We start from the raw sequence: 18661 nt of genomic DNA, 5'->3' as shown, positions 1-18661 counted from the left end.
GACGACACTCCACGGTGTATGCCTGATCGGCATTGTTCTGGCGGCGACGCCCTGCTCGGCCCAGACCCCCGCGCCGGAGGATGCGGAACTCTACTTCATCTCACCGCGCGACGGCGCGAAGCTCAGAGGCCCGATCACGGTCCGCTTCGGCCTGAAGCATATGGGCGTGACCCACGCGGGCGACACGACGCCCAATATGGGCCACCATCATCTTCTGGTTGATGTCACGGAGCCGATCAGCCCAACCGAGCCGCTTCCGTCGAACAAGCGGTATCTCCATTTCGGATCCGGTCAGACCGAAACGCAGGTGGATCTTCCGCCGGGACCGCACACGCTGCAATTGGTCCTGGGAGATGCCAACCACAAACCCTTCCAACCGCTGGTCGCGTCGAAGACCATTCACATCAGGGTTCTGCGGCCGAATACGAGCACCGCAACGAAAAATTAGAGCCCAATTCAGAGTTTGCGATCCCGCCAGACCGGCTTTCGTCGGAACGGCCGCGCGCCAACAGACAGATCAAGTCATTCCAAGCGCGGCGCCGGGCCGCAGACCGGGTTTCTGACTTCTCCATCCCAGGACGGGTGGTGCTTCAGGCCATGATGAAAGCGGCTCACGGTGGAGACCACGTCTCCTGGATGCAGCCCTATGTCTTCAAGGCATCGACAATCGAGCCGGCACAGATCGCGGCCGCAGGCTTTGGTGGCGAACAGAGAGCGTAGGGAAACGGCTATGTGACTCAGCATCGGTGCCTCCCCATCTAGCCAGGGGAGAACGATGCCGCGTCGCGGCCCCGCAAGTCGGTGCTGATCCGCACGTCCGGCGCGGAAGTTTGTGCGTCGGCGTCGTCAATGATCCGCGGTCGATCAATTGATGTCGTGATCTTCTGAAGCGGTCGAGCACATGGCCTGTGGACGTCGGACGGCGCGCAGCGATCTCGCGTCCATCTTGGCCGCCTATCTTGCAGCATCGGCCGCGACGTGCCCGCCCGGTGGAACTGGCGCTTGCTGAGACCGTCCCGGTGACCCTCAACGCGCGCGCGACCGCGCACTCCGGGCTGAGAGACGCAGGCGCCGGCCGCCAGGCGTAGCCAGCACCGATTTCCGCCAGCGGCGAATAGCCGTGCCGTACACGCGATCGGCCAGCTCGGGCGGTTCGGCCGCTTGGTCGTTCGGCCTCGTCGGAGATGATGCCATGGGGCGCTCCGGATACGGGCCGCGGGAAGCCCGGTGCTAGACGCCGAGGGTTTCAGGCTGCTCTGTGCAGGTGAACACGACGTCCCCGGTTCGCTCGCAGGTCACGCTCACGGAGGTCGCGCCACTCTGGTCGCGCTGGAGCGGCAGCTGTGCCCTGGCATGGGCGATGGCGGCTTCGAGGTCGCAGGGCCAAAGCTTTGTGGCGCTGACCCGTTTTCCCTTTCGGAAGGTGATCTTGTAGGCCATCGGTTCCTCCATTTTGGCGGAGGATACACCTTCCGTCGAAGAGGACACGCCCGCGGTGGGCATGGCAACGATGCGCCGTCGGCTGGGAGCGCAGACCCGGCGGTATTGGCGTTGCGGGCTTTGAAATCCGCCCGCAACGCGTTCGATCATGGCCTGCCTTACCGGGTCGGCACCGCTGTGGCGACGACCCGCGGGGTGGCCGGGGCGGTCGGAACGAGACGCGGCGTCGTGGTCAACTCGGAAGCCGGGCGCAGGGTGGCCGTCGAACGGGCCTGCGCCCGATAGAGCGGCGGTGTCAGGCTGATGGTCTCGTCAGCCAGCGCAGGACCGACCAGCGAACCGGCAGCGAGGGTGGCGAGAACGAAGGAGCGAAGGGTCATGATGTGCAATCCTCTCGATGGCCGGTCTCAACCCGGCGTCGAGGCGTTATCTACGCTGCACAGCAACATGATCCAAACAGATGTGATCGATAACCCATATCGATGATGTCAATGATCGTCAGCGTCGAAGACGCACGGAGCGAACGCCATGCGGGACGGGCCGGGGCTCCGCGGCGTTTGCACGTTATGCGTACGATTCTCGTCGGTCTCATCGTCTTGGTCCGGTTCGGTCCGGACATCGCCTACGCGGCAAGCCTGTCGATGACGCCGGCGCCCTCTTCTGTCCGGAGCACCACTTCGGACGAGCTCATCAGCCCGCCCGCTTCCGTCCTGGTTCGCCCGGCCCGTCGACCTGAGCCCGCCGCTTCCCCGGCAGTGAGCCCGCCGCTCCCGCGGCAGGATAAACGGCTAGCGCCGTGATCGGCCGGTTAATACAAAATTAATTTCCGACTCGGAGAGTCGGGCGCACAGTCGCCGGGCTTTACGCTCACGAAGATCGGATGCCCGAATCTGATCTTCTCTCGCGAAAGGAGTCCGAATATTGCTGATTGCGGCCCTCCTTTTCGCGCTGGGTATGGCCGAAGGCTGGAACTACCGGGCGACGGCGCTGATGGCGAGTTCGATGCTCGTCAGCTTGGGCTGGCTGGCCCTCTGGGCGTTCGTCTGGACGACGCTCGATATCGAGAAGATCCTGCTGCTGTTCGCCGACCTCGCCGCGCACCAGGCCGGCTACCTCGTCGGCGCCTATTGGAACGGCGCGACCGACGAGGATCGCTGAGCGCTGGGCCCCCGGCGCCTTTCCGTCCGGCCGCGCATCAGTGATGCATCGGCTGGGTCATCGGCGGCTGGGGTGTCGCCGAGTGCGGCATGGCCGATTTGGGCATGGCCGGCATCATGTTGGAATTCATGTTGCTCATGATCCAGACCGAGCCGCCGACCACCAGCACCACGAACAGCACGCCGAAGGCCAGCGCCATGACATTGTTGGTGTTGTCCGGCCCCGTGGTGATGTGGAGGAAGAACACGAGGTGCACGCCCATCTGCGCGATGGCGAAGACCAGGATCGCCACCGGCACGGCCGGCGCCCAGACGAATTTGGCGTGCACGATCGCGAAGGAGCAGATCGTCAGGAGCGTCGCCAGGGCGAGGCCGATCAGATAGCCCCGGACACCCTTGCCGATATCCTCTTCGTCGTATTCCTCGCCCGGAGCGAGGTCGGCATGGTGCCGGTCGAGACCGTCCGCGCCGGCGTGATCCGCGTGGCTCATGTGATCGACCCCATCAGGTAGACGATGCTGAAGACCCCGACCCAGACGATGTCGAGGGCGTGCCAGAACAGGGCGAAGCACAGGGTCCGGCGCACGATGTCGGACCGGAACCCCTTGGCCAGCACCTGGGCCATCATGGTCAGCAGCCACAGCAGGCCGATCGTGACGTGCAGCCCGTGGCAGCCCACCAGCGTGAAGAAGCTCGATAGGAAGGCGCTGCGAGACGGGACGATGCCCCGGCTGACGAGGTCGTAGAACTCCATCACCTCCAGGGCGACGAAGCCCGCGCCCAGGAGGAAGGTCACCGCCATCGCCACCTGGAAATACAGCATCCGGCGGGCGCCCAGCGCGAGGCTCGCCATGCCGCAGGCGAAGCTCGACAGGAGCAACAGTCCCGTCTCAAGTGCGGTGTTGGTGAGGTCGAAAATCTCGGGGCCCGTCGGCCCGTCCGAGACGCCGCCCTGCAGCACCGCGTAGCTCGCGAAGAACGACGCGAACATCACGATGTCGCTGAGGATGAAGATCCAGAACCCGTAGGCGACGACGATGCGCTTCGGCGAGGGACCGCCAGTCCCGCGGCCGGTGGCCCGGGACTCGCCGTGGCCGTCCCGGCTGTGGCCGAGATGGTTCGGGTCGCCGCGGAACGCGGTGACCGAGCCGGGGGCAGCGGTGCTGGTCATGCGGCCCTCCGCTGCCCGACGCCCTGGAGCGCCTCAAGCCGGGTCGCGCGGTTCGCGCGGTTGACCTTCGCCACCTCGGAGGCCGGGATCTCGTACTCGACCGTGTCGCGCCACGCGAAGACCACGAAGGTCAGGAAGGCGCCGACGAGGCCCGCGGCGGCGAGCCACCAGATGTACCAGATCATCGCGAACCCGATCAGCGTCGCGAAGAAGGCGCAGATGAAGCCGGTCGGTGAGTTGAGCGGCATCTCGATCGGCTCGTAATCCGGCTCGTCGCGCAGGCGCAGCTGCTCGCGGGCGCGGCTCTTGATCGCCCAGTACGCCTCCTCGCCGTGGACCTCCGGCAGGGCCGCGAAGTTGAAGACCGGGGGCGGCGAGGCGGTCGCCCATTCCAGCGAGCGGCCGTCCCAGGGGTCGCCGGTGACGTCGCGCAGTTCCTCGCGGCGGCGGATCGAGACCACGAGCTGGATCACCTGGCAGACGACGCCCGCGATCATCACCACGGCGCCGAAGGCCGAGACCAGGATCCAGGGCCGCCAGTCGGCCACGTCGTAGTGCTGCATCCGGCGCGTCATGCCGAGGAGCCCCAGCCAGTAGAACGCCCCGAAGACGATGACGAAGCCCGTGATGCCGAACCAGAAAGCGGCCTTGCCCCACCACTCGTCGAGCCGGAAGCCGAAGGCCTTCGGGAACCAGTAGGTGTAGCCGGCGAACGCCGCGAACAGCACGGCCGAGACCATGACGTTGTGGAAGTGGGCCACCAGGAACATGCTGTTGTGGAGCACGAAGTCGGCCGGCGGGATCGCGAGCAGCACGCCGGTGGCGCCACCGACCACGAAGGTCACCATGAAGCCCAGCGACCACAGCATCGCGGTGGTGAGCCGGACCCGGCCGCCATACATGGTGAACAGCCAGTCGAAGATCTTCACGCCGGTCGGGACCGCGATGATCATCGACGTGATGGCGAAGACGCCGTTGACGTCGCCGCCCGGGCCCATGGTGAAGAAGTGGTGCAGCCACACCGTGAACGAGAGCAGGCAGATCGACATCGTCGCCAGCACCATCGACCGGTAGGCGAAGAGCGGCTTGCCCGAGAACGTCGAGATCACTTCCGAGAACACCCCGTAGGCCGGCAGCGCCAGGATGTAGACCTCCGGGTGCCCCCAGGCCCAGAACAGGTTCATGAACATCATCGAATTCCCGCCGTGGGAATCCGTGAAGAAGTGGAAGCCGAGATAGCGGTCGAGCGACAGCATCGCGAGCGTCGCGGTCAGGATCGGGAAGGCCGCGACGATCAGCAGGCTGGAGGCCAGCGCGGTCCAGCAGAACATCGGCATGCGCAGGTAGCTCATGCCGGGGGCGCGCATTTTCAGGATGGTCGCGACGAAGTTCACCCCGGTCATCAGCGTGCCGACACCGGAGATCTGGATCGCCCAGAGATAGTAATCGACGCCGACACCGGGCGAGTAGGTGATCTCGCTGAGCGGCGGCGCCGGCCACCAGCCGGTGCGGGCGAACTCGCCCACGACCAGCGAGACGTTGACCAGCAGCGCCCCCGAGGCGGTGAGCCAGAAGCTGACGGAGTTGAGCGTCGGGAACGCCACGTCGCGCACGCCGAGCTGGAGCGGGACCGCGAAGTTCATCAGCCCGATCATGAACGGCATCGCGCCGAAGAAGATCATGATCACGCCGTGGGCGGAGAAGATCTGGTCGTAGTGCTCGGGCGGGAGATAGCCGGCGGCCTTGTAGGCGAAGGCCTGCTGGGACCGCATCAGCAGCGCGTCCGAGAAGCCCCGGATCAGCATCACCAGCGCGAGGAGGCAGTACATGACGCCGATCCGCTTGTGATCGACGCTCGTGATCCACTCCCGCCAGAGATAGGGCAGGTGGCCGGCCAGCACGATCCAGGCGACCACCCCGAGGACGATGGCCACGACCACCGCCCCCGCGATCAGCGGGATCGGCTGGTGGAGCGGGATCGCTTCGAGGGTGAGCTTACCCAGCATGGAGTGATGTCCTCGGGTCTGGAACCGCTGCCGGTCGGGGAGGGGGCTCGGACAGGAGCCGCCCCTGATCAGGATCCGCCTTTGGGCCGCACGGCCTCGACGCCGCCCGCGGCCGGCCCCGGCCCCGGGGGGACAGTCTGCGCGACGATGCCGTCGAACAGGCCCGGCTCGACGGAGCCGAAGCTGCGCGGCGCATCGGCGATGCTCTGCTTGGCGACCTCCGCGTAGGCCGCCCGGTCGAGGGCCTTCCCCGAGCCCTTCGCGCCGTTGACCCAGTCGGCGAAGGCCGCGTCCGAGACCGACCGCACCGGGAAGTTCATGTCGGAGAAGCCGTCGCCGCTGAAATGCGTCGACAGGCCGTAGAGCTCGCCCTCCTGGTCGGCCATGAGGTTGAGCCGCGTGACCATGCCCCGCATCGTGTAGATCATGCTGCCGAGCTTCGGCACGAAGAACGAATTCCAGACGCTGCTGGAGGTCAGCCGGAAATTGACCGGCGTGGCGGCCGGCACGACCAGCTCGTTGACGCTGGCCACGCCCTGATCGGGGTAGATGAACAGCCACTTCCAATCGAGCGAGACGACCTGCACCTCCAGGGGCTTCTTGTCGGAGGCGAGCGGCGTGGCCGGGTCGAGCTGGTGCGCGCCGATCCACGCAATGCCGCCCAGGAACGCGATGGTCAGGAAGGGCACCGACCAGACGACGAGCTCGATCCGACCCGAGAAGGCCCAGTCGGGCCGGTAGAGCGCCTTCGGGTTGGATTCCCGGTACCAGAGCGCGAACACCACCGTGGCGATCATCGTCGGTAAGATGATCGCCAGCATGATGACCGTGGCGATGATCAGGATGTTCGCCTCGGCCGACCCGACGGGACCTTTCCCGTCGAGGATGTTGTGCTGCTGGCACCCGGAGAGCAGGGGCAAGGCTGCGGCGAGAAGCACCGCGCGGAGTGGAAGGCCGGGACGACGGCGCATCGTGCCGTCAGGCGGCCGGAGGGCGGACGGCGCGCGAACGCACGGGTCGAAGAGTGCTCATTCGAAGCCTCCGGTCGGTCTCTGCCCCGATAGACCAATCCCGAAGTACATCAGCGGGTTTCGTCCTAAAATAACATCATTTGTCCTGCGGCGATGTTTTTTCTTAACATAGATTGCCTCTGGTCATTTCTGATCTTATCCGCGGCCAGGAATGCTTTCATGCGGCAAATACTAACATGAACGAAGGCAAGGCTGCCGGGAACGCGCGAACGTCGCGACCTGTCCGCCATCGCGTTCGTGCCGCATGCAGCCGTCCCGTCGCCCGGCCGAGATCCCGGCCCGATCCGCGAAGAGCGCCGCAGAAGGCGGCGTCTCGGGATGCCGCACGTGACTGCGCAGGGCAGCGCGCTGCTGCTGGCGGCCTGCTTCACGTTCGGCTGCGCGGCGATCTACGAGATGCACGCCTGGGCCCAGGCCCTGACCGGCATCCTGATCCGCGTGGCTTTCTACCTCGGTTCCATCATGGTCGTCGTCGCGCTCCCGCGCTGGCCCGGGGAGCCCGCAAGGCAACCGGTCCCTCCGACAAACGCGGCAGCCCTGCCGCTGGAGCGACGGCCGGTCCCGGTCGTCCGGGGAGCCGAGCGGCTGCCGGACGCTCAGCGGCCGAGATCGACCGGGATACTGAGGTCAGCGACGCCCGCCCCGCCGAGCAGCGCGGCCGGCGGCGGAGCCAGCGGGCCGGCGCCCTGAACCAAGCCTGCGGCCTTGCCCTGCACAGCCCCCTGGACGGCGCGGAGCGCCCGCCGATCGAGGTCCGGCACGCCGGAACTCCGCTCGATCTCGATCCGCTGCAGTGACCCGTCCACGGCGATCTCCACGTGAACCACCACGGTACCGGCCCGCCGGCCCGATCGTGGCCGGGCGCCAGCGCGGTCCACGGCATCGATCCGCGTGATGAGGTCCGAGATCCAGGCGCGCACCCTCGGGCCCTCAGCCCCGCGCGCCGGCGCGGCCCAGGGAACCAGGAGCAGACCGACCGCGACGATCCCCGGGGCGAGCATTCGTGACGACATAGGGACGGCGCTCCGGGCGCGTGGCGACCGGCCCGACACGCGCCGGCCGGCCTCTCGCACTCCCGGTTAGCCGAGTGCGCTCAGGAAACCGTTACCGCTTTCCGGCCCTTCGGCCCGGCCGCGGCCAGCATGACGTCGTCGCTGCCGACCTCTAGGCCGGTGTAGCCCAGCATCTCGGCGAGCTGTGTCCGGGCGCGCCAGACGCGGCTCTTCACCGTGCCGATCCGGCAATTCATCACGGCCGCCGTCTCTTCGTAGGTGAGGTTCTCGATCGCCACGAGAACCAGGGCCTGCCGCATCAACGGCGCGAGGCGGTCGAGGGCGGTGCGCACGTCGCTCAAGTCCAGGTGGCCGCCCTGCTCGGGCAGCGACACCATCCGCTCGGCCTGCGTGCCATCCTCGTCCTGCACCTCGCGGCCGCGCTTGCGGTGCTCGTTGTAGAACTGGTTGCGCATGATCGTGAACAGCCACGCCTCCAGGTTTGTGCCCGGAGCGAAGCTGGCGCGCGACCGCCACGCCCGCAGAAGCGTGTTCTGCAGGAGGTCGTCGGCCCCGACATGGTTGCGCAGCAGCGAGCGCGCGAAGCGCTGCAGGTTCGGCACCATGGCGAGCAGGGAGGTCTGAAACTCCTTCTCGCGACCGTCCTGCGCCTTGCCGAACGCGGCATCGAGCAGCGTCAGGAGTTCGGCGAAGCGGTCCGCGATGGAAGGCTCGACCGAATCCTGCGCGTAGGTCGCCGCCAGAAGATGGCCGAGGTGATACTGCACGCTGTCGGGGAGCCGGGGCGCCTGCGTGTCGATTGTATCACCGTCGAGCGAGAGTTCGAGCATGACAGCCGATCACCTGAGAGGGATGAAAGAGCGGGTTCGGTTATTAATCCCCAGGCACCGGCATGTTGCCGCAACATAGATCAGCGGATGGGCAGATCATAAGACTGATCTATGATACAAAGCATGATCAACGCGACAGATATGCGGAGCGGGACAACGTCTTTGATGAGAGAATTTCCAATCCAAATCTGGCCGCCGCCACGCCGAGTCTGCGGCAACGCACGGAAGATCCTCGCGACTGCGAGATCCGAGCCGCGCCGCCGCCTTTACCCGGACCGCAGCTCAGGACGACACCCATGAACCGACTGACCGACCTCGAGGACGATCCGGCGTTCCAGCAGGCCGTCCTGGCCGTGCGCGGAGCGGCCAGCACGCTCAGCGGCCGAGCCGTGACCGTGGAGGAGGCCCGCTTCCTCGTCGGCATCGCGCTGACCACCTTCGCTCATGCCGGCGGCTTGAACGAGCCGAGCCGGAGCCGGCTGGCCCGCTTCTCCGAGACGGTCGGGCAGGGCGCGGTCGTCGAGACGCTCACGAAGCACTGAGCCCGAGCCGTCCGATGCCTAGCCGGCCTCCGCCATGGCGGCGCGCAGGACGCGCTCGAGGTCCGCCAGCACCGCCGCCCGATCCGCCGCGTGAAGCGCGAGATCGAGCCCCACCGTCACGTGCTGACCGATGATCAGGAGGCCGACTTCGCGCAGGGCGGCCGTCGCGGCCCGGATCTGCTGGATCTCGTCGAGACAGTGCCGATCCGCCTCGACCATCGCTCGCAGGCCGCGCACTTGGCCCTCGATCCGCCCCAGCCGCCGAACCAGCGGAGCGCGCTCCGCGTCCGTTCGGGCGAGGCAGACACGACCATCGATGACTGTGCCGCTTGTCACCGCTCTGCGCCTCCCTGTTCCGACCCGGTGTCAGGCCCTGGGAACGGACGGTGCTCCGAAGGATCATCCGCCTCCGGAGCACCGCGCCGTCAGCCGATCTGCTCGGACTGGGCCCCGCTGTCGGGCCGTGCCGGGCCGAGCACCGGCTCCTCGCCCATGGGCTGGTTCTGGACCACGCTGAACTCGCCCTTGCCGTCGAGGGACGGACCCTGCGTCCAGCGGCCGGCCGGGGGCGGCGAGCCGTCCGCCGACGTCGAGAAGAAGTTATAATTGAACTTCTGGTTCTCCTCGCTCTGCGGGAAGGAGTTCGGGATCGGCAGCGTGCCGGCGTGCCCCCCGAGTTCCTCGATCACCGACAGCCATTGCTGCTGGTGCATCGTGTCCCGGGCGATGAGGAAGCTCCACATGTCGCGCATGCCGGCATCGTTGGTGGCGTTGTAGAGCCGGACCGCGAGGACGCGGCCGGTGCTCTCGGCGGCGACGTTGCAGTACATGTCGGCCGCGATGTTGCCGCTGGCGTAGATGTGGCTCATGTCGAAGGGCAGGCCGTCGGAATTACCCGGGAAGGCCGCCATGCCGGCCGACAGCAGCGTCTTGTGCAGCATGCCTTCGGCGATGTGTCGCGGATTCTCGCCGCCCATCACGGCGCCGACGATGGCGTCGGCGGCCCCGGCCTCCTGCACCTTGGTGGGGGCGTTCTCCAGATTCATCGCCACCGCGGTCGCGAGCATCTCGATATGCCCGAGTTCCTCGGTCGCGGTGTTGAGCAGCATATCCCGGTACTTCGTGGTCGGAGCGCGGTTGCCCCAGGCCTGGAAGAAGTACTGCATGCAGACCCGGATCTCGCCCTCGATCCCGCCAATCGCCTGCTGGAGCATCCGGGCATAGATCGGGTCCGGGCTGTCGACCTTGACCGGGTACTGAAGTCGCTTGTCGTGATAATACATGGTGTCTGTCCCTCGCGAGAGGCACGGCGCGCCCTAGCTCACCGCACGATCGGCCGCGGGCTCGGTACTCCCTGGGAGCATAAGCCTTCGCATCCTGACCAACCCGGCTTCAGGACCTCGGTTCGATGTTCCAACACATTTGGAACGATCAAGACGCCCGCGATTCGATTTTTCGCTGTTGAATCAAGCTACAACGACCAAAAATATTTCCTAAAGCCGCGCTTGATCGCCGAAATGCGGCACCAACGCATGTTAATGTGCCTCAACGCAGGTTAGTATTTTGCGGGTGCAGCGCCCTCACCATGCAGAAGCTTGACGCGCGGACGATCGGGCCGGCGGCGAAGAGGCTCCCGGGCGGATCGATCCGCGCAATCCGACCCGCACGCCAGCGCTTACCAGCCCCGCATCATCTCCAAGCTTGGCATGTATTCGACGCGTGGTGACGCGAGTTAAAACGGCATTCGCTGTCGGTACGGTAGCGTACACTTAATATAATGCAGGATCATCCGTTACCATGAATACATCGAGTGAACTTATACTTGAAAATGCGCCATCTTATTCTGCGCGCCTAATCCGCGGTCGGCGCGGGGCCAACGGCTTGGAGTGCATCGATGCTCACCGTCCAGATCGCCGATTTGGCAGCCCTCCTAGAGACCCGCCCGCTCACCCCGGACGGCTTCGCGAAAACCTTCGATCTGCCCGTGCGCGAGCGCTCGATCCCGAAGCAGCACGACCTGCTGCTGCCCGGTGCCGAGCCGGAAGTCGCGCACCTGCTGCTGGCCGGTCACGCCTGCCGCTATCGCATGCTGCGGGACGGCCGCAGGCAAATCACCGCCATCCTGGTTCCGGGCGACCTCTGCGACCTGGGTGCGATCCTCGCGAGCCGCGCGGATTACGCGGTCAACACACTCACCCGCTGCACGGTCGGCGAGATCCCGATCGCGCGGCTCTCCGCTCGCGACAGCCCGGACCTCGCCGCAGCCTTGGGCCGCCGCCTGCGGCGCGACGAGGCCGTCGCCCGCGAATGGATCGTCAGCCTGGGCCGGCGCGTCGGTATCGAGCGGATGGCGCATCTGCTCTGCGAGCTGCGCTGGCGGCTGGCGACCGTCGGCCTGGTCACCGACGACAGTTTCGAGATGCGGATCACGCAGAACGATTTTGCGGACGCGCTCGGGCTGACGTCGGTGCACGTCAACCGCGTGCTGAAATACCTGCGTGACAGCCAGCTGATCCACCTGAAGAGCGGACGGCTCACGCTCCTCGACCGTCCGCGGTTGGAACGACTCGCGCAGTTCGATCCGGCCTATCTGGAGATCTGGTCCGATTCTCTTTGAGTCTGCCCCGTCGTCCGGGCTGCGCGCGATCAGAGATACCCGGTCCGGCGGGCGAGCATCATCCCGAAGGCGAGGCACGCGGCCAAGCTAACGGCCAGCATGGCGACGTTCGTCCAGAACCGCACGGGCCGGCTGGAGCCATCGAGCCCGCTGGCGCGCAGGCGCACCCACGGTACGTAGAGGTAGAGGGCGGTCAGGGTCAGGATCAGGAAGGCCAGGGTGGCGAACCGGCCGGTGACCACAGCGGCGCCGGCGAGGATGGCCCATCCGATGACGAGGCCCAGCATCGTGATCAGGGCTGTCGAATTCACGTCCGCACGATCCCTTCAGCGCATGGATTCGGCAGGGCGGCCGCAGCGGAAACTCAGACTGCGACGAGCTCTCTCACGGAACACATAGCATCAGCGAACCGGCTACAAGATCGGAGAGAGTGCTGGTGCTGCGAGAGAGGATTGAACTCTCGACCTCTTCATTACCAATGAAGTGCTCTACCACTGAGCTACCGCAGCAGGTGGCCGGGGCGCCCCCACGGGGGGCGTGTCCGTCCGGCTGAGTGGGGCCATAACGGATCGCCGACGCGTTGGCAACGCCGCGTTGCGCATCCGCGTGCTTTACGTGCGGCACGCAGCGCGAATGATGGCGGCAAGCCCCGGCTCGGACACAGCCTCGGCCGCCTCCGCGGGCGTGAACCAGCGCAGCTCCCGCTGATGCTCCTCGGGAAAATGCTTGAGCTGCTTGCGCACCTTGAGCGGGAACACCTTCACCTGACACAGGACCGCGTCGAGGTTCTTCAGCCGCTTCTGATAGAGGTAGTGGCCGATCGGCCGCTTGCCGACCGCACCGCGCAGGCCCGCCTCCTCGTAGGCCTCCCGGGCGGCGGCCTGGAACGGCTTGCGGCCCTTCATGGGCCAGCCCTTCGGGATGACCCAGCGTCGGCTCTCCCGCGACGTCACGAGCAGGATCTTGGGCTTCCCGTCCCGCCCGAGCCGGAACGGCAGGGCGCCGACCTGCCGCCGCGGCTCGTTGTCGTCGTCGAGAAGCGTCACGGCCGCACCGCGCCGCGCGGCATCCGCGTCGAATCCGACCGGGGTGGGGACGTGTCCGGGGCGGGTACGGTGCGGCGGATGATCGAACCCTCGGTCGGTGACGCTACGCACAAGCTACACGGTACCGTGGGTCCGGCAACTCATAGTGGCTAAACCGAACACCACGAACCTCTGTTCGCGGCGTCGCAGCAGCACCCTGCGCGCCGGGCAGACCGGTCATCCAATCTTGCGCACGGCGCGCTCGGCCCCGGAGGCCGGCAGCGCGGCGGCCGCCATGCCGGCCGAAACGGGGTCCGACCCGGCAGCCTTGTCCCCGCTCGTGGGGGCCGGCACGAGGGTCGGCAGCGGGGCCGCCTTCGATTCGCTCGCGTGTCGATCCGTTACGCTTGCGCGCGGCGGGTTCAGGCCGTCACTTGGACCGGCCGGCGCCAGGACGGGCGCGGCGGGCTTGGGCTCCGGCTCCGGATCCACGGCGGGCGCGGCCACCAAGGTGTTCGGCGGCTCGCGCCACGCGAACGCGTCGAGACGTCCGGTGACCGGCGAGACGGGGGCCCAGGTGTCGGAGGCGACGCCGTCGGCGATCCAGACGGGATCGCGCGGCGCCCGGGCGGCGCGGGCGAGCCACTCGCGGGCCTGGCCGGAGGCGGCGCCGTGCTCGGCCTCCTCGATCGCCGCCATCATCAGGCAGGCGCGCACGGTCGGTCGGTCGGCGAGAAGCGGCTTCGCGGCTTCGCGGGCGCGACCGTAATCCCGCGCGTCGAGGGCGGCCTGCGCCACGGCGAGTCGGGCCTCCGGATCCCAGGAGGACAGCTTGGCCAGGGTCTCGGCCCGGGCGAGGCGGTCGCGGACCGAATCGCCGGGCCGGAGGCCGAGATAGACCTTGGCGAGATCGGGATGCGGGTTGGCCTTCCAGGCCGCCTCGACGATGCGGGCGGCCTTCTTGAGGTCGCCGCGGCGGGCGAGGAGCCGGCCGGCGATGCAGGCCGCCGGAACGAGGTCGGGCGCGAGCTTGACCGCCTGCAGCACGCGCTCGCCGGCCAGCTCCGGCTCGCCGGCCTCGCGCTCGCCCGCGATGGCCGTGAGGAGGACGGCCCTCTGACGGCGGGCACTCGCCTTGTCGATCAGGCCCAGGGAGGAGCGCCGCTCGATGGTCTCCAGGGCCGCGGCCCAGTCGCCGTCGGCGCTCTGCGCCTCGAGCAGCGCCTCGTTGGCCCAGGTGACGCTCGGAGCGAGGCGCGCGGCCTCCGTGGCGTAGGCGCGGGCGGCGGTCTCGTCCTCCCGGCGCCGGGCCTCCACGAACAGCCCGCGCAGGCCCAGCACCCGCGTCTCCGGATCGTCGACCATGCGCTGGAAGGCGCTCTCGGCGGCGTCGCGGTCGCCGGAGATCTGCGCCGCCTGCGCCTTGAGCAGCAGGGTCAGCGGCTCGCTGCCGAGGAGGCGCTCGGCGTCGCCCGCGTAGCGGCGCGCCGCCAGCGGATCGCCCGAGCCGACCGCCACCATGCCGCGGGAGAGGGCCGAGAGCCCCTTGGCCCGGCGCCTCTCCGCGGAGCCCCGGACCAGGGCCTCGGGCAGGCTGATCACGCCGCGCACGATCGCCCAGAGCAGACCGAGAACGATCGCGGCCGCGATCACGCCGACGAGGGCGACCGCCAGGCTGGTACCGATCTGGTAGCCGTTCCAGACGACGGTGACGGTACCGGGCCTGTCGGCGATCCAGACCGCGCCGAAGGCGGCGAGTGCGAGCAGGGCCAGGAAGGCGAGGGCGCGCCACATGGGGTCAAAGTCTCCTGTCGACGGCCGCCTGGCGGCCGCCGCGGGGTACGGGAGAGGCGGGGCGCCTGCGCGCCCGCCCGGAGAGGTTGCAGCCGCGCACGGCGCGGGTCGGGACCGTCACAATCCTATCGTCCCGGTGCCGCGGCGGGCGCGGCCGGCGCCGCCGCATTGCCGGCCGGCAGGGCCTTGAAGGCGGTATCCAGCAGCGTCCGCGCGGCCGTCTCGGCGGTGGCCCGCGCCTTCAGCTTGGCGCCGAAATCGCCCGCCTCGTCCTGCGCCGCGGCCGGCAGGGCCGCGAAGGCCGCATCGGCCGCCGGCAGATCGCCGCGGTCGAGGGCGGCCTGAACCTTGGCTTCCGGATCGTCGGGGGCCTCGGGGGCCGGCGCGTCGACCTTGCGCACCTGCACGATGCCGTCGGCCATGCTCAGGAGCTTGGAGCGGAAATCGCCGGTCTCGGCCGCGCTCCTGGCCCGCTGCGCCCGGCTCTTGGCGGCGATCCGCTCGCCGATCGGGCGGAAGCCGTCGGCGAGCTGGCCGGCCGTGGGGGCGCCCGATCCCGCGAAGGGCGCGAGCGCCTTGGTCTGCGCCTCGGTCGCCGGATCGAGCTTGCGCAGGGTGGCCAGCGGCTCGGCATAGGGCATCCCGGATTCCAGGGCAGACACCACGCGATCGGCCGCGACCACCCTCAGGGCGGCCTGGACGGTCCCGACCTCGGCGCGCTGGGCGACGCTCTTGTCGAGGGCGGCGATCTGATCGGCCTGCTCCTGCAGACGCCGGTCGACCGCCTTCGCGGCCTCGGCGGCCTGGGCCTGTCCGGCCTCGGCGGCCGTGCGGCTCGCCTGCGTGGCGGCCTGAACCGCCTCGGTGGCGGCCTTCACCCGCGCGTCGAGATTCTGCTGGAGCGCGTCGAGCCGCTGACCGAGGGCGGCGTCGGCATCGGCATTCACCTTCGTCTTCTGCTCCACCTCGCTCTGCAGCGCGGCGACCTTCTTGGACGCGTCTTCGGCCGCCGTCTTGTTCGCGCCGTTCTCTTCCAGGGCCTTCAGGCGCGCATCGAGGTCGGCGACCTGCTTGGTGGTGTCCTGGAGCGCGTTGAGCTTGGCCCCCGCCGGCTGGTCGCGGCCGGGCTCCTGGCCGGGCTCCTCCTGAAGGGCGGCCACGCGCTGGTCCAGGCTGTCGAGGCGCGCCACCAGGTCGGCCGGGATGGACTGCGCCTGCCCGGCCGCTTGCCCGTCCGTCGGAGCCGCGGCCGGCGTCGGCGCACCCGACGCCTTGTCGAGCGCCTGCTTGGCGGTTGATTCGGCGGAGGCGACCCGCTTGTCGAGGGCCGCGAGGGCGTCACGCGGGGCGAGCCCGTCGAGGCGCTTGTCGAGGGAGGCGAGCTGGCTGGACAGCCTCTGGTCGAGGGCGTTCAAGCGCGGATCCGGCCCGATACCGGCCTTCTCGGCCCCGAACAGCAGGCCCGCCCCGATCACGCCGCCGAGCAGTCCAGCCGCCGCGATCGAGCCGAACCCGGCCCGGGCGCGGGCCGCGGGCGGGGTCACCGGCGGGGTCGTGGCCTTCGACGCATCAGCGGGAATCGGTCCCCTCGGTGGCTCCTTGGCCGCATCCTTGACGCCATCCTTCGACGGCTCCTTGGCGCCGGGCGTCGGGTCGGGGACGCGCTTAGCCTTCAGGTCGATGATGGGCCCGGCCGTCACGGCACTCGCGGCCGCCGCGCCGGCGGCCCCAGCCGCAGGTTCGCCCGGCCGGTTGCCGGGCTGCGGGCCGGAACCGGGCTGGCCCACCTTCGGCGGCTCGGCCTTGGTGGCGTCAGGCTTTGTCGGATCAGGCTTCGCGCCGGTCGCGGCCTTCGCGGCATCCGGCGACGCGGAGGTCGGGCTGCCCGCCTTGGCAGGTTCGATCTTGCCCGGATCAGCCTTGCTCGGATCGACTTTGCCCAGTTCTGTCCTGACGGCGTCGGGTTTTGCGGCCGCCGGCTGGGCGCCGGTGCTCCCCGCCGGCTTCGGGGCGTCCGCGATGACGGTCCCGGAACCCGGCTTGGTGGTCTCTGGCTTGCCGGTCTCGGGCTTCACCTCGGTCGTGCCCGGCTTGGCGGCCACCACCGGCTCGGTTGCCGGCTTGGGCGGCGTGCCGGCACCTGGATTCGGCTTGGCGCCTTCCGAGGGCCCCGGTGCAACCGGCTTTACGCTGGCGGCCAGGGAGCCCGCGGAGCGGTTGTCCGTCGCGGACGGAGTGCCCTGACCGGGCTTCGCGGTCACGGGGTCCGGCTTCCGGCCGCCGGGGCCGGGCTTGTCGGCGTCGCTGGGCGGTGGCGTCACGGGCAAGTCCTCCAACTCTACGGCGTCGCCGCGCCCCCCTAGCACCGCGGCGGCCTCCGGCGCGAGGGCGAGATACGGCGGCCCGGTCTCCCTGTCACCGCACGGTCAGGTGCGGCTTGGCGTAAGGGCGTCGAGCAAGTCCGCTTCACGCGGGCGCGCCGCCACGAAATGGATCGGGACGCCAACCGCTTCCAGGGGGGCGGCGACGTCCACCGACAGGCAGTAATGCTTCAGGGCGCGGAAAGCTCCGCCGTGACCCGCAGCATCCGTCAAGGCCAGGGTGATGGCGGCGCTGCGCCGGGAATAGTGGAGGGCCGCGTCGAGCCCGCCGCTGGTGAGCGCGCCGTCGACCGCATCAGGCAGGGCGGGCAGGGCCTCGGCGGCATAGGCCACGACAGTCGCGATCCGGAATCCGGCCGCGATCAGCGTCGCCTCCGGCTCGCGCTTGCGCTCGGCGCCGGCCCTGTGGAGCAGGCGCGCGCCCGGCGGCAGCAGGCCGGCCGCGAGCGCGGCGAGCCCTGCCGCGTCGCCCGGCCCCTCGCGCACCGGCCCGAGCCCGGCCTCCGCGGCCAGCGCGGCCGTCCGCGCCCCGACCGCGAAGACCGGCAGACCCCGCAGGGACGCGGCCTCCCGCGGCTCCGGCACCGCGTTGGCGCTGGTCAGGAGCAGGCCGTCGAACGAACCGTCGGGCAGGGCGGCACCGGTCGGTCGCACCACGAGCACGGGGGCCACGAGCGGCGCGTGGCCGCGCGCCGCAAGGGCCGCGCCGGTGCGCGTCGCACCCGGCTCGGGCCGCGCCACCCAGATGCGCAACGGTCAGCCTTCCAGTGTCAGGCGGACACCGTGGCGCGCCTCGGCACCCGGGGCGAGCAGGCGTTGCGCGTCGCGCTCCGTGAGATCCCCGGAGAAGCCGGCCCAGTCGGCGTAGCCCGTCCAGCATTCCAGCGACAGGAACGGCGCCGTCGGCTTGGTCCAGACCGCGAGATGCGGGAAATCCGCCATCTCCATGCGGATCGCCTTGCCGGGCCCGGTGAAGCGCATCCGGCGGCTGCGGGCGTTCCGGATCACGAAGGCCTCGGTGAAGATCGCCGGGTCGAGGGGCAAGGTATCGCCCGCGAGCGGGATCGGCTGCTCGTCGCGCAGCAGCAGGCCGCCGGGGCCGACCTGCGGGGCGAAGGGGCGCTCCGCCTGCTCGAATTCCACCGCGTAGCCGCCGTCCCGGGCGCGGGTGCCCCCCGCGAAGGGCCATGGGTAGGCCGGATGGAAGCCGAGGGCGTAGGGCAGGGGCACGGAGCCGGGATTGCCGACGGTCACGTCGAGGTCGAGTCCGCCCGGCCGCACCCGGGCGGCGACGTCGAGCCGGAAGGCGAACGGGTAGTGCACCCGGGTCTCAGGACCGTCGGTCAGGCACAGGGTCACGGCATCGGCACGCTGCTCGATGACCTGGAAAGGGAGGTCGCGGGCGAAGCCGTGCTGGCCCATCGGGTAGCGCGCGGAGCCGACCTTCACGTGGCCGCCGGCCGAGGCGCCGACCACCGGGAAAAGCCAGGGGGCGTGGCGGTTCCAGTGCTCCGGGTCGCCGCTCCAGAGATACTCAGTCCCGTCGATTCGCCAGGAGACCGGCTCGGCGCCGTGGGTCGAGAGCGCGGCGGTGGTACCGTCCGGGGCGGTCAGGTCGATGCGCGTGCTCACAGGGGTCTCCCGCTGATCCTCG

The 18661-nt window shown here is 69.2% G+C and carries 20 protein-coding genes and 1 tRNA gene; 4 read left to right on the top strand and 17 right to left on the bottom strand.

Features of this window, described 5'->3' with window-relative positions; all coding sequences use genetic code 11:
• Positions 1 to 22 precede the first annotated feature (22 nt).
• Positions 23 to 448: a DUF4399 domain-containing protein gene (locus AC3WSN_RS10020; protein WP_210331754.1), complete on the top strand. Its 426-nt coding sequence runs from the start codon at positions 23 to 25 to the stop codon at positions 446 to 448.
• A 782-nt stretch (positions 449 to 1230) separates the two neighbouring features.
• Here AC3WSN_RS10020 and AC3WSN_RS10015 read toward each other — a convergent pair.
• Positions 1231 to 1440, bottom strand: a complete 210-nt coding sequence (locus tag AC3WSN_RS10015) for a hypothetical protein (protein WP_192708185.1) — start codon at positions 1438 to 1440, stop codon at positions 1231 to 1233.
• 158 nt (positions 1441 to 1598) lie between these two features.
• Positions 1599 to 1820: a hypothetical protein gene (locus AC3WSN_RS10010; protein WP_192708186.1), complete on the bottom strand. Its 222-nt coding sequence runs from the start codon at positions 1818 to 1820 to the stop codon at positions 1599 to 1601.
• A 541-nt stretch (positions 1821 to 2361) separates the two neighbouring features.
• Between AC3WSN_RS10010 and AC3WSN_RS10005 the strand changes: the two genes are divergently transcribed.
• Entirely contained in the window at positions 2362 to 2598 is a 237-nt protein-coding gene (locus AC3WSN_RS10005) for a hypothetical protein (RefSeq protein ID WP_192708187.1), read from the top strand.
• Between the two features lie 37 nt (positions 2599 to 2635).
• Here the strand turns inward: AC3WSN_RS10005 and cyoD are convergent, their stop codons facing one another.
• The 6 genes from cyoD to AC3WSN_RS09975 all read right to left on the bottom strand — a co-directional run bounded on the left by cyoD (position 2636) and on the right by AC3WSN_RS09975 (position 8648).
• Positions 2636 to 3088 (bottom strand): cytochrome o ubiquinol oxidase subunit IV, encoded by a 453-nt coding sequence (cyoD, locus tag AC3WSN_RS10000; RefSeq protein WP_492537664.1) that lies wholly within the window; start codon positions 3086 to 3088, stop codon positions 2636 to 2638.
• Positions 3085 to 3768 carry a cytochrome (ubi)quinol oxidase subunit III gene (locus AC3WSN_RS09995; protein WP_192708189.1) on the bottom strand — a complete coding sequence of 228 codons (684 nt, stop codon included), beginning with the start codon at positions 3766 to 3768 and terminating at the stop codon, positions 3085 to 3087. The genes cyoD and AC3WSN_RS09995 overlap by 4 nt, the downstream gene beginning before the upstream one ends.
• Positions 3765 to 5774, bottom strand: coding sequence for a cbb3-type cytochrome c oxidase subunit I (locus AC3WSN_RS09990; protein ID WP_192708190.1), 2010 nt, complete (start codon positions 5772 to 5774; stop codon positions 3765 to 3767). Before AC3WSN_RS09990 ends, AC3WSN_RS09995 begins: the two co-directional genes overlap by 4 nt.
• 68 nt (positions 5775 to 5842) lie before the next feature.
• On the bottom strand, positions 5843 to 6745 hold the full coding sequence (cyoA, locus tag AC3WSN_RS09985) for a ubiquinol oxidase subunit II (protein WP_492537662.1): 903 nt from the start codon (positions 6743 to 6745) through the stop codon (positions 5843 to 5845).
• Positions 6746 to 7401: 656 nt separating this feature from the next.
• Positions 7402 to 7818, bottom strand: coding sequence for an energy transducer TonB (locus AC3WSN_RS09980; RefSeq protein ID WP_492537660.1), 417 nt, complete (start codon positions 7816 to 7818; stop codon positions 7402 to 7404).
• 80 nt (positions 7819 to 7898) lie between these two features.
• Positions 7899 to 8648, bottom strand: a complete 750-nt coding sequence (locus tag AC3WSN_RS09975; protein WP_192708193.1) for a sigma-70 family RNA polymerase sigma factor — start codon at positions 8646 to 8648, stop codon at positions 7899 to 7901.
• 296 nt (positions 8649 to 8944) lie between these two features.
• On the opposite strand from AC3WSN_RS09975, the gene AC3WSN_RS09970 reads away from it, so the two are divergent.
• Complete coding sequence (locus AC3WSN_RS09970) at positions 8945 to 9190, top strand: hypothetical protein (protein WP_192708194.1); 246 nt, start codon at positions 8945 to 8947, stop codon at positions 9188 to 9190.
• A gap of 18 nt (positions 9191 to 9208) precedes the next feature.
• Here AC3WSN_RS09970 and AC3WSN_RS09965 read toward each other — a convergent pair whose 3' ends face one another.
• Together AC3WSN_RS09965 and AC3WSN_RS09960 are read right to left on the bottom strand one after the other, a co-directional pair.
• Entirely contained in the window at positions 9209 to 9526 is a 318-nt protein-coding gene (locus AC3WSN_RS09965; protein ID WP_238196998.1) for a metal-sensitive transcriptional regulator, read from the bottom strand.
• Between the two features lie 89 nt (positions 9527 to 9615).
• The gene (locus tag AC3WSN_RS09960) at positions 9616 to 10473 is read right to left on the bottom strand and encodes a manganese catalase family protein (RefSeq protein ID WP_192708196.1); all 858 of its coding nucleotides are present in this window, start codon (positions 10471 to 10473) and stop codon (positions 9616 to 9618) included.
• 701 nt (positions 10474 to 11174) lie between these two features.
• Here AC3WSN_RS09960 and AC3WSN_RS09955 point away from each other — a divergent pair.
• Positions 11175 to 11807, top strand: coding sequence for a Crp/Fnr family transcriptional regulator (locus tag AC3WSN_RS09955; RefSeq protein WP_492537657.1), 633 nt, complete (start codon positions 11175 to 11177; stop codon positions 11805 to 11807).
• A 29-nt stretch (positions 11808 to 11836) separates the two neighbouring features.
• Here AC3WSN_RS09955 and AC3WSN_RS09950 read toward each other — a convergent pair whose 3' ends face one another.
• The 7 genes from AC3WSN_RS09950 to AC3WSN_RS09920 form a co-directional block, all read right to left on the bottom strand.
• Positions 11837 to 12118 (bottom strand): hypothetical protein, encoded by a 282-nt coding sequence (locus AC3WSN_RS09950; RefSeq protein ID WP_192708198.1) that lies wholly within the window; start codon positions 12116 to 12118, stop codon positions 11837 to 11839.
• A 123-nt stretch (positions 12119 to 12241) separates the two neighbouring features.
• A tRNA-Thr gene (locus tag AC3WSN_RS09945) sits at positions 12242 to 12316 on the bottom strand.
• Between the two features lie 102 nt (positions 12317 to 12418).
• The gene (locus tag AC3WSN_RS09940; RefSeq protein WP_192708282.1) at positions 12419 to 12853 is read right to left on the bottom strand and encodes an NUDIX hydrolase; all 435 of its coding nucleotides are present in this window, start codon (positions 12851 to 12853) and stop codon (positions 12419 to 12421) included.
• 216 nt (positions 12854 to 13069) lie between these two features.
• Complete coding sequence (locus AC3WSN_RS09935; RefSeq protein WP_492537654.1) at positions 13070 to 14626, bottom strand: heme biosynthesis protein HemY; 1557 nt, start codon at positions 14624 to 14626, stop codon at positions 13070 to 13072.
• Positions 14627 to 14751: 125 nt separating this feature from the next.
• Positions 14752 to 16947 (bottom strand): COG4223 family protein, encoded by a 2196-nt coding sequence (locus tag AC3WSN_RS09930; RefSeq protein WP_492537652.1) that lies wholly within the window; start codon positions 16945 to 16947, stop codon positions 14752 to 14754.
• Positions 16948 to 17052: 105 nt separating this feature from the next.
• Positions 17053 to 17760, bottom strand: coding sequence for a uroporphyrinogen-III synthase (locus AC3WSN_RS09925; RefSeq protein WP_492537651.1), 708 nt, complete (start codon positions 17758 to 17760; stop codon positions 17053 to 17055).
• A gap of 3 nt (positions 17761 to 17763) precedes the next feature.
• The gene (locus tag AC3WSN_RS09920) at positions 17764 to 18639 is read right to left on the bottom strand and encodes an aldose 1-epimerase family protein (RefSeq protein WP_492537649.1); all 876 of its coding nucleotides are present in this window, start codon (positions 18637 to 18639) and stop codon (positions 17764 to 17766) included.
• Between the last annotated feature and the right edge of the window lie 22 nt (positions 18640 to 18661).

Source organism: Methylobacterium sp. FW102-HT35C08 (assembly GCF_058790235.1).
The sequence above is the reverse complement of the archived record's forward strand: the minus strand, read 5'-3'. Positions and strand labels throughout refer to the sequence as shown.

Bases quoted from the DNA above. Each gene is read 5' to 3' on its own strand.
- AC3WSN_RS10015 (WP_192708185.1), bottom strand. From the start codon at position 1,440: ATGGCCTACAAGATCACCTTCCGAAAGGGAAAACGGGTCAGCGCCACA.
- AC3WSN_RS09970 (WP_192708194.1), top strand. From the start codon at position 8,945: ATGAACCGACTGACCGACCTCGAGGACGATCCGGCGTTCCAGCAGGCC.
- cyoA (WP_492537662.1), bottom strand. From the start codon at position 6,745: ATGCGCCGTCGTCCCGGCCTTCCACTCCGCGCGGTGCTTCTCGCCGCA.
- AC3WSN_RS09935 (WP_492537654.1), bottom strand. From the start codon at position 14,626: ATGTGGCGCGCCCTCGCCTTCCTGGCCCTGCTCGCACTCGCCGCCTTC.
- AC3WSN_RS09995 (WP_192708189.1), bottom strand. From the start codon at position 3,768: ATGACCAGCACCGCTGCCCCCGGCTCGGTCACCGCGTTCCGCGGCGAC.
- AC3WSN_RS09975 (WP_192708193.1), bottom strand. From the start codon at position 8,648: ATGCTCGAACTCTCGCTCGACGGTGATACAATCGACACGCAGGCGCCC.
- AC3WSN_RS09980 (WP_492537660.1), bottom strand. From the start codon at position 7,818: ATGTCGTCACGAATGCTCGCCCCGGGGATCGTCGCGGTCGGTCTGCTC.
- AC3WSN_RS10010 (WP_192708186.1), bottom strand. From the start codon at position 1,820: ATGACCCTTCGCTCCTTCGTTCTCGCCACCCTCGCTGCCGGTTCGCTG.
- cyoD (WP_492537664.1), bottom strand. From the start codon at position 3,088: ATGAGCCACGCGGATCACGCCGGCGCGGACGGTCTCGACCGGCACCAT.
- AC3WSN_RS09990 (WP_192708190.1), bottom strand. From the start codon at position 5,774: ATGCTGGGTAAGCTCACCCTCGAAGCGATCCCGCTCCACCAGCCGATC.
- AC3WSN_RS09960 (WP_192708196.1), bottom strand. From the start codon at position 10,473: ATGTATTATCACGACAAGCGACTTCAGTACCCGGTCAAGGTCGACAGC.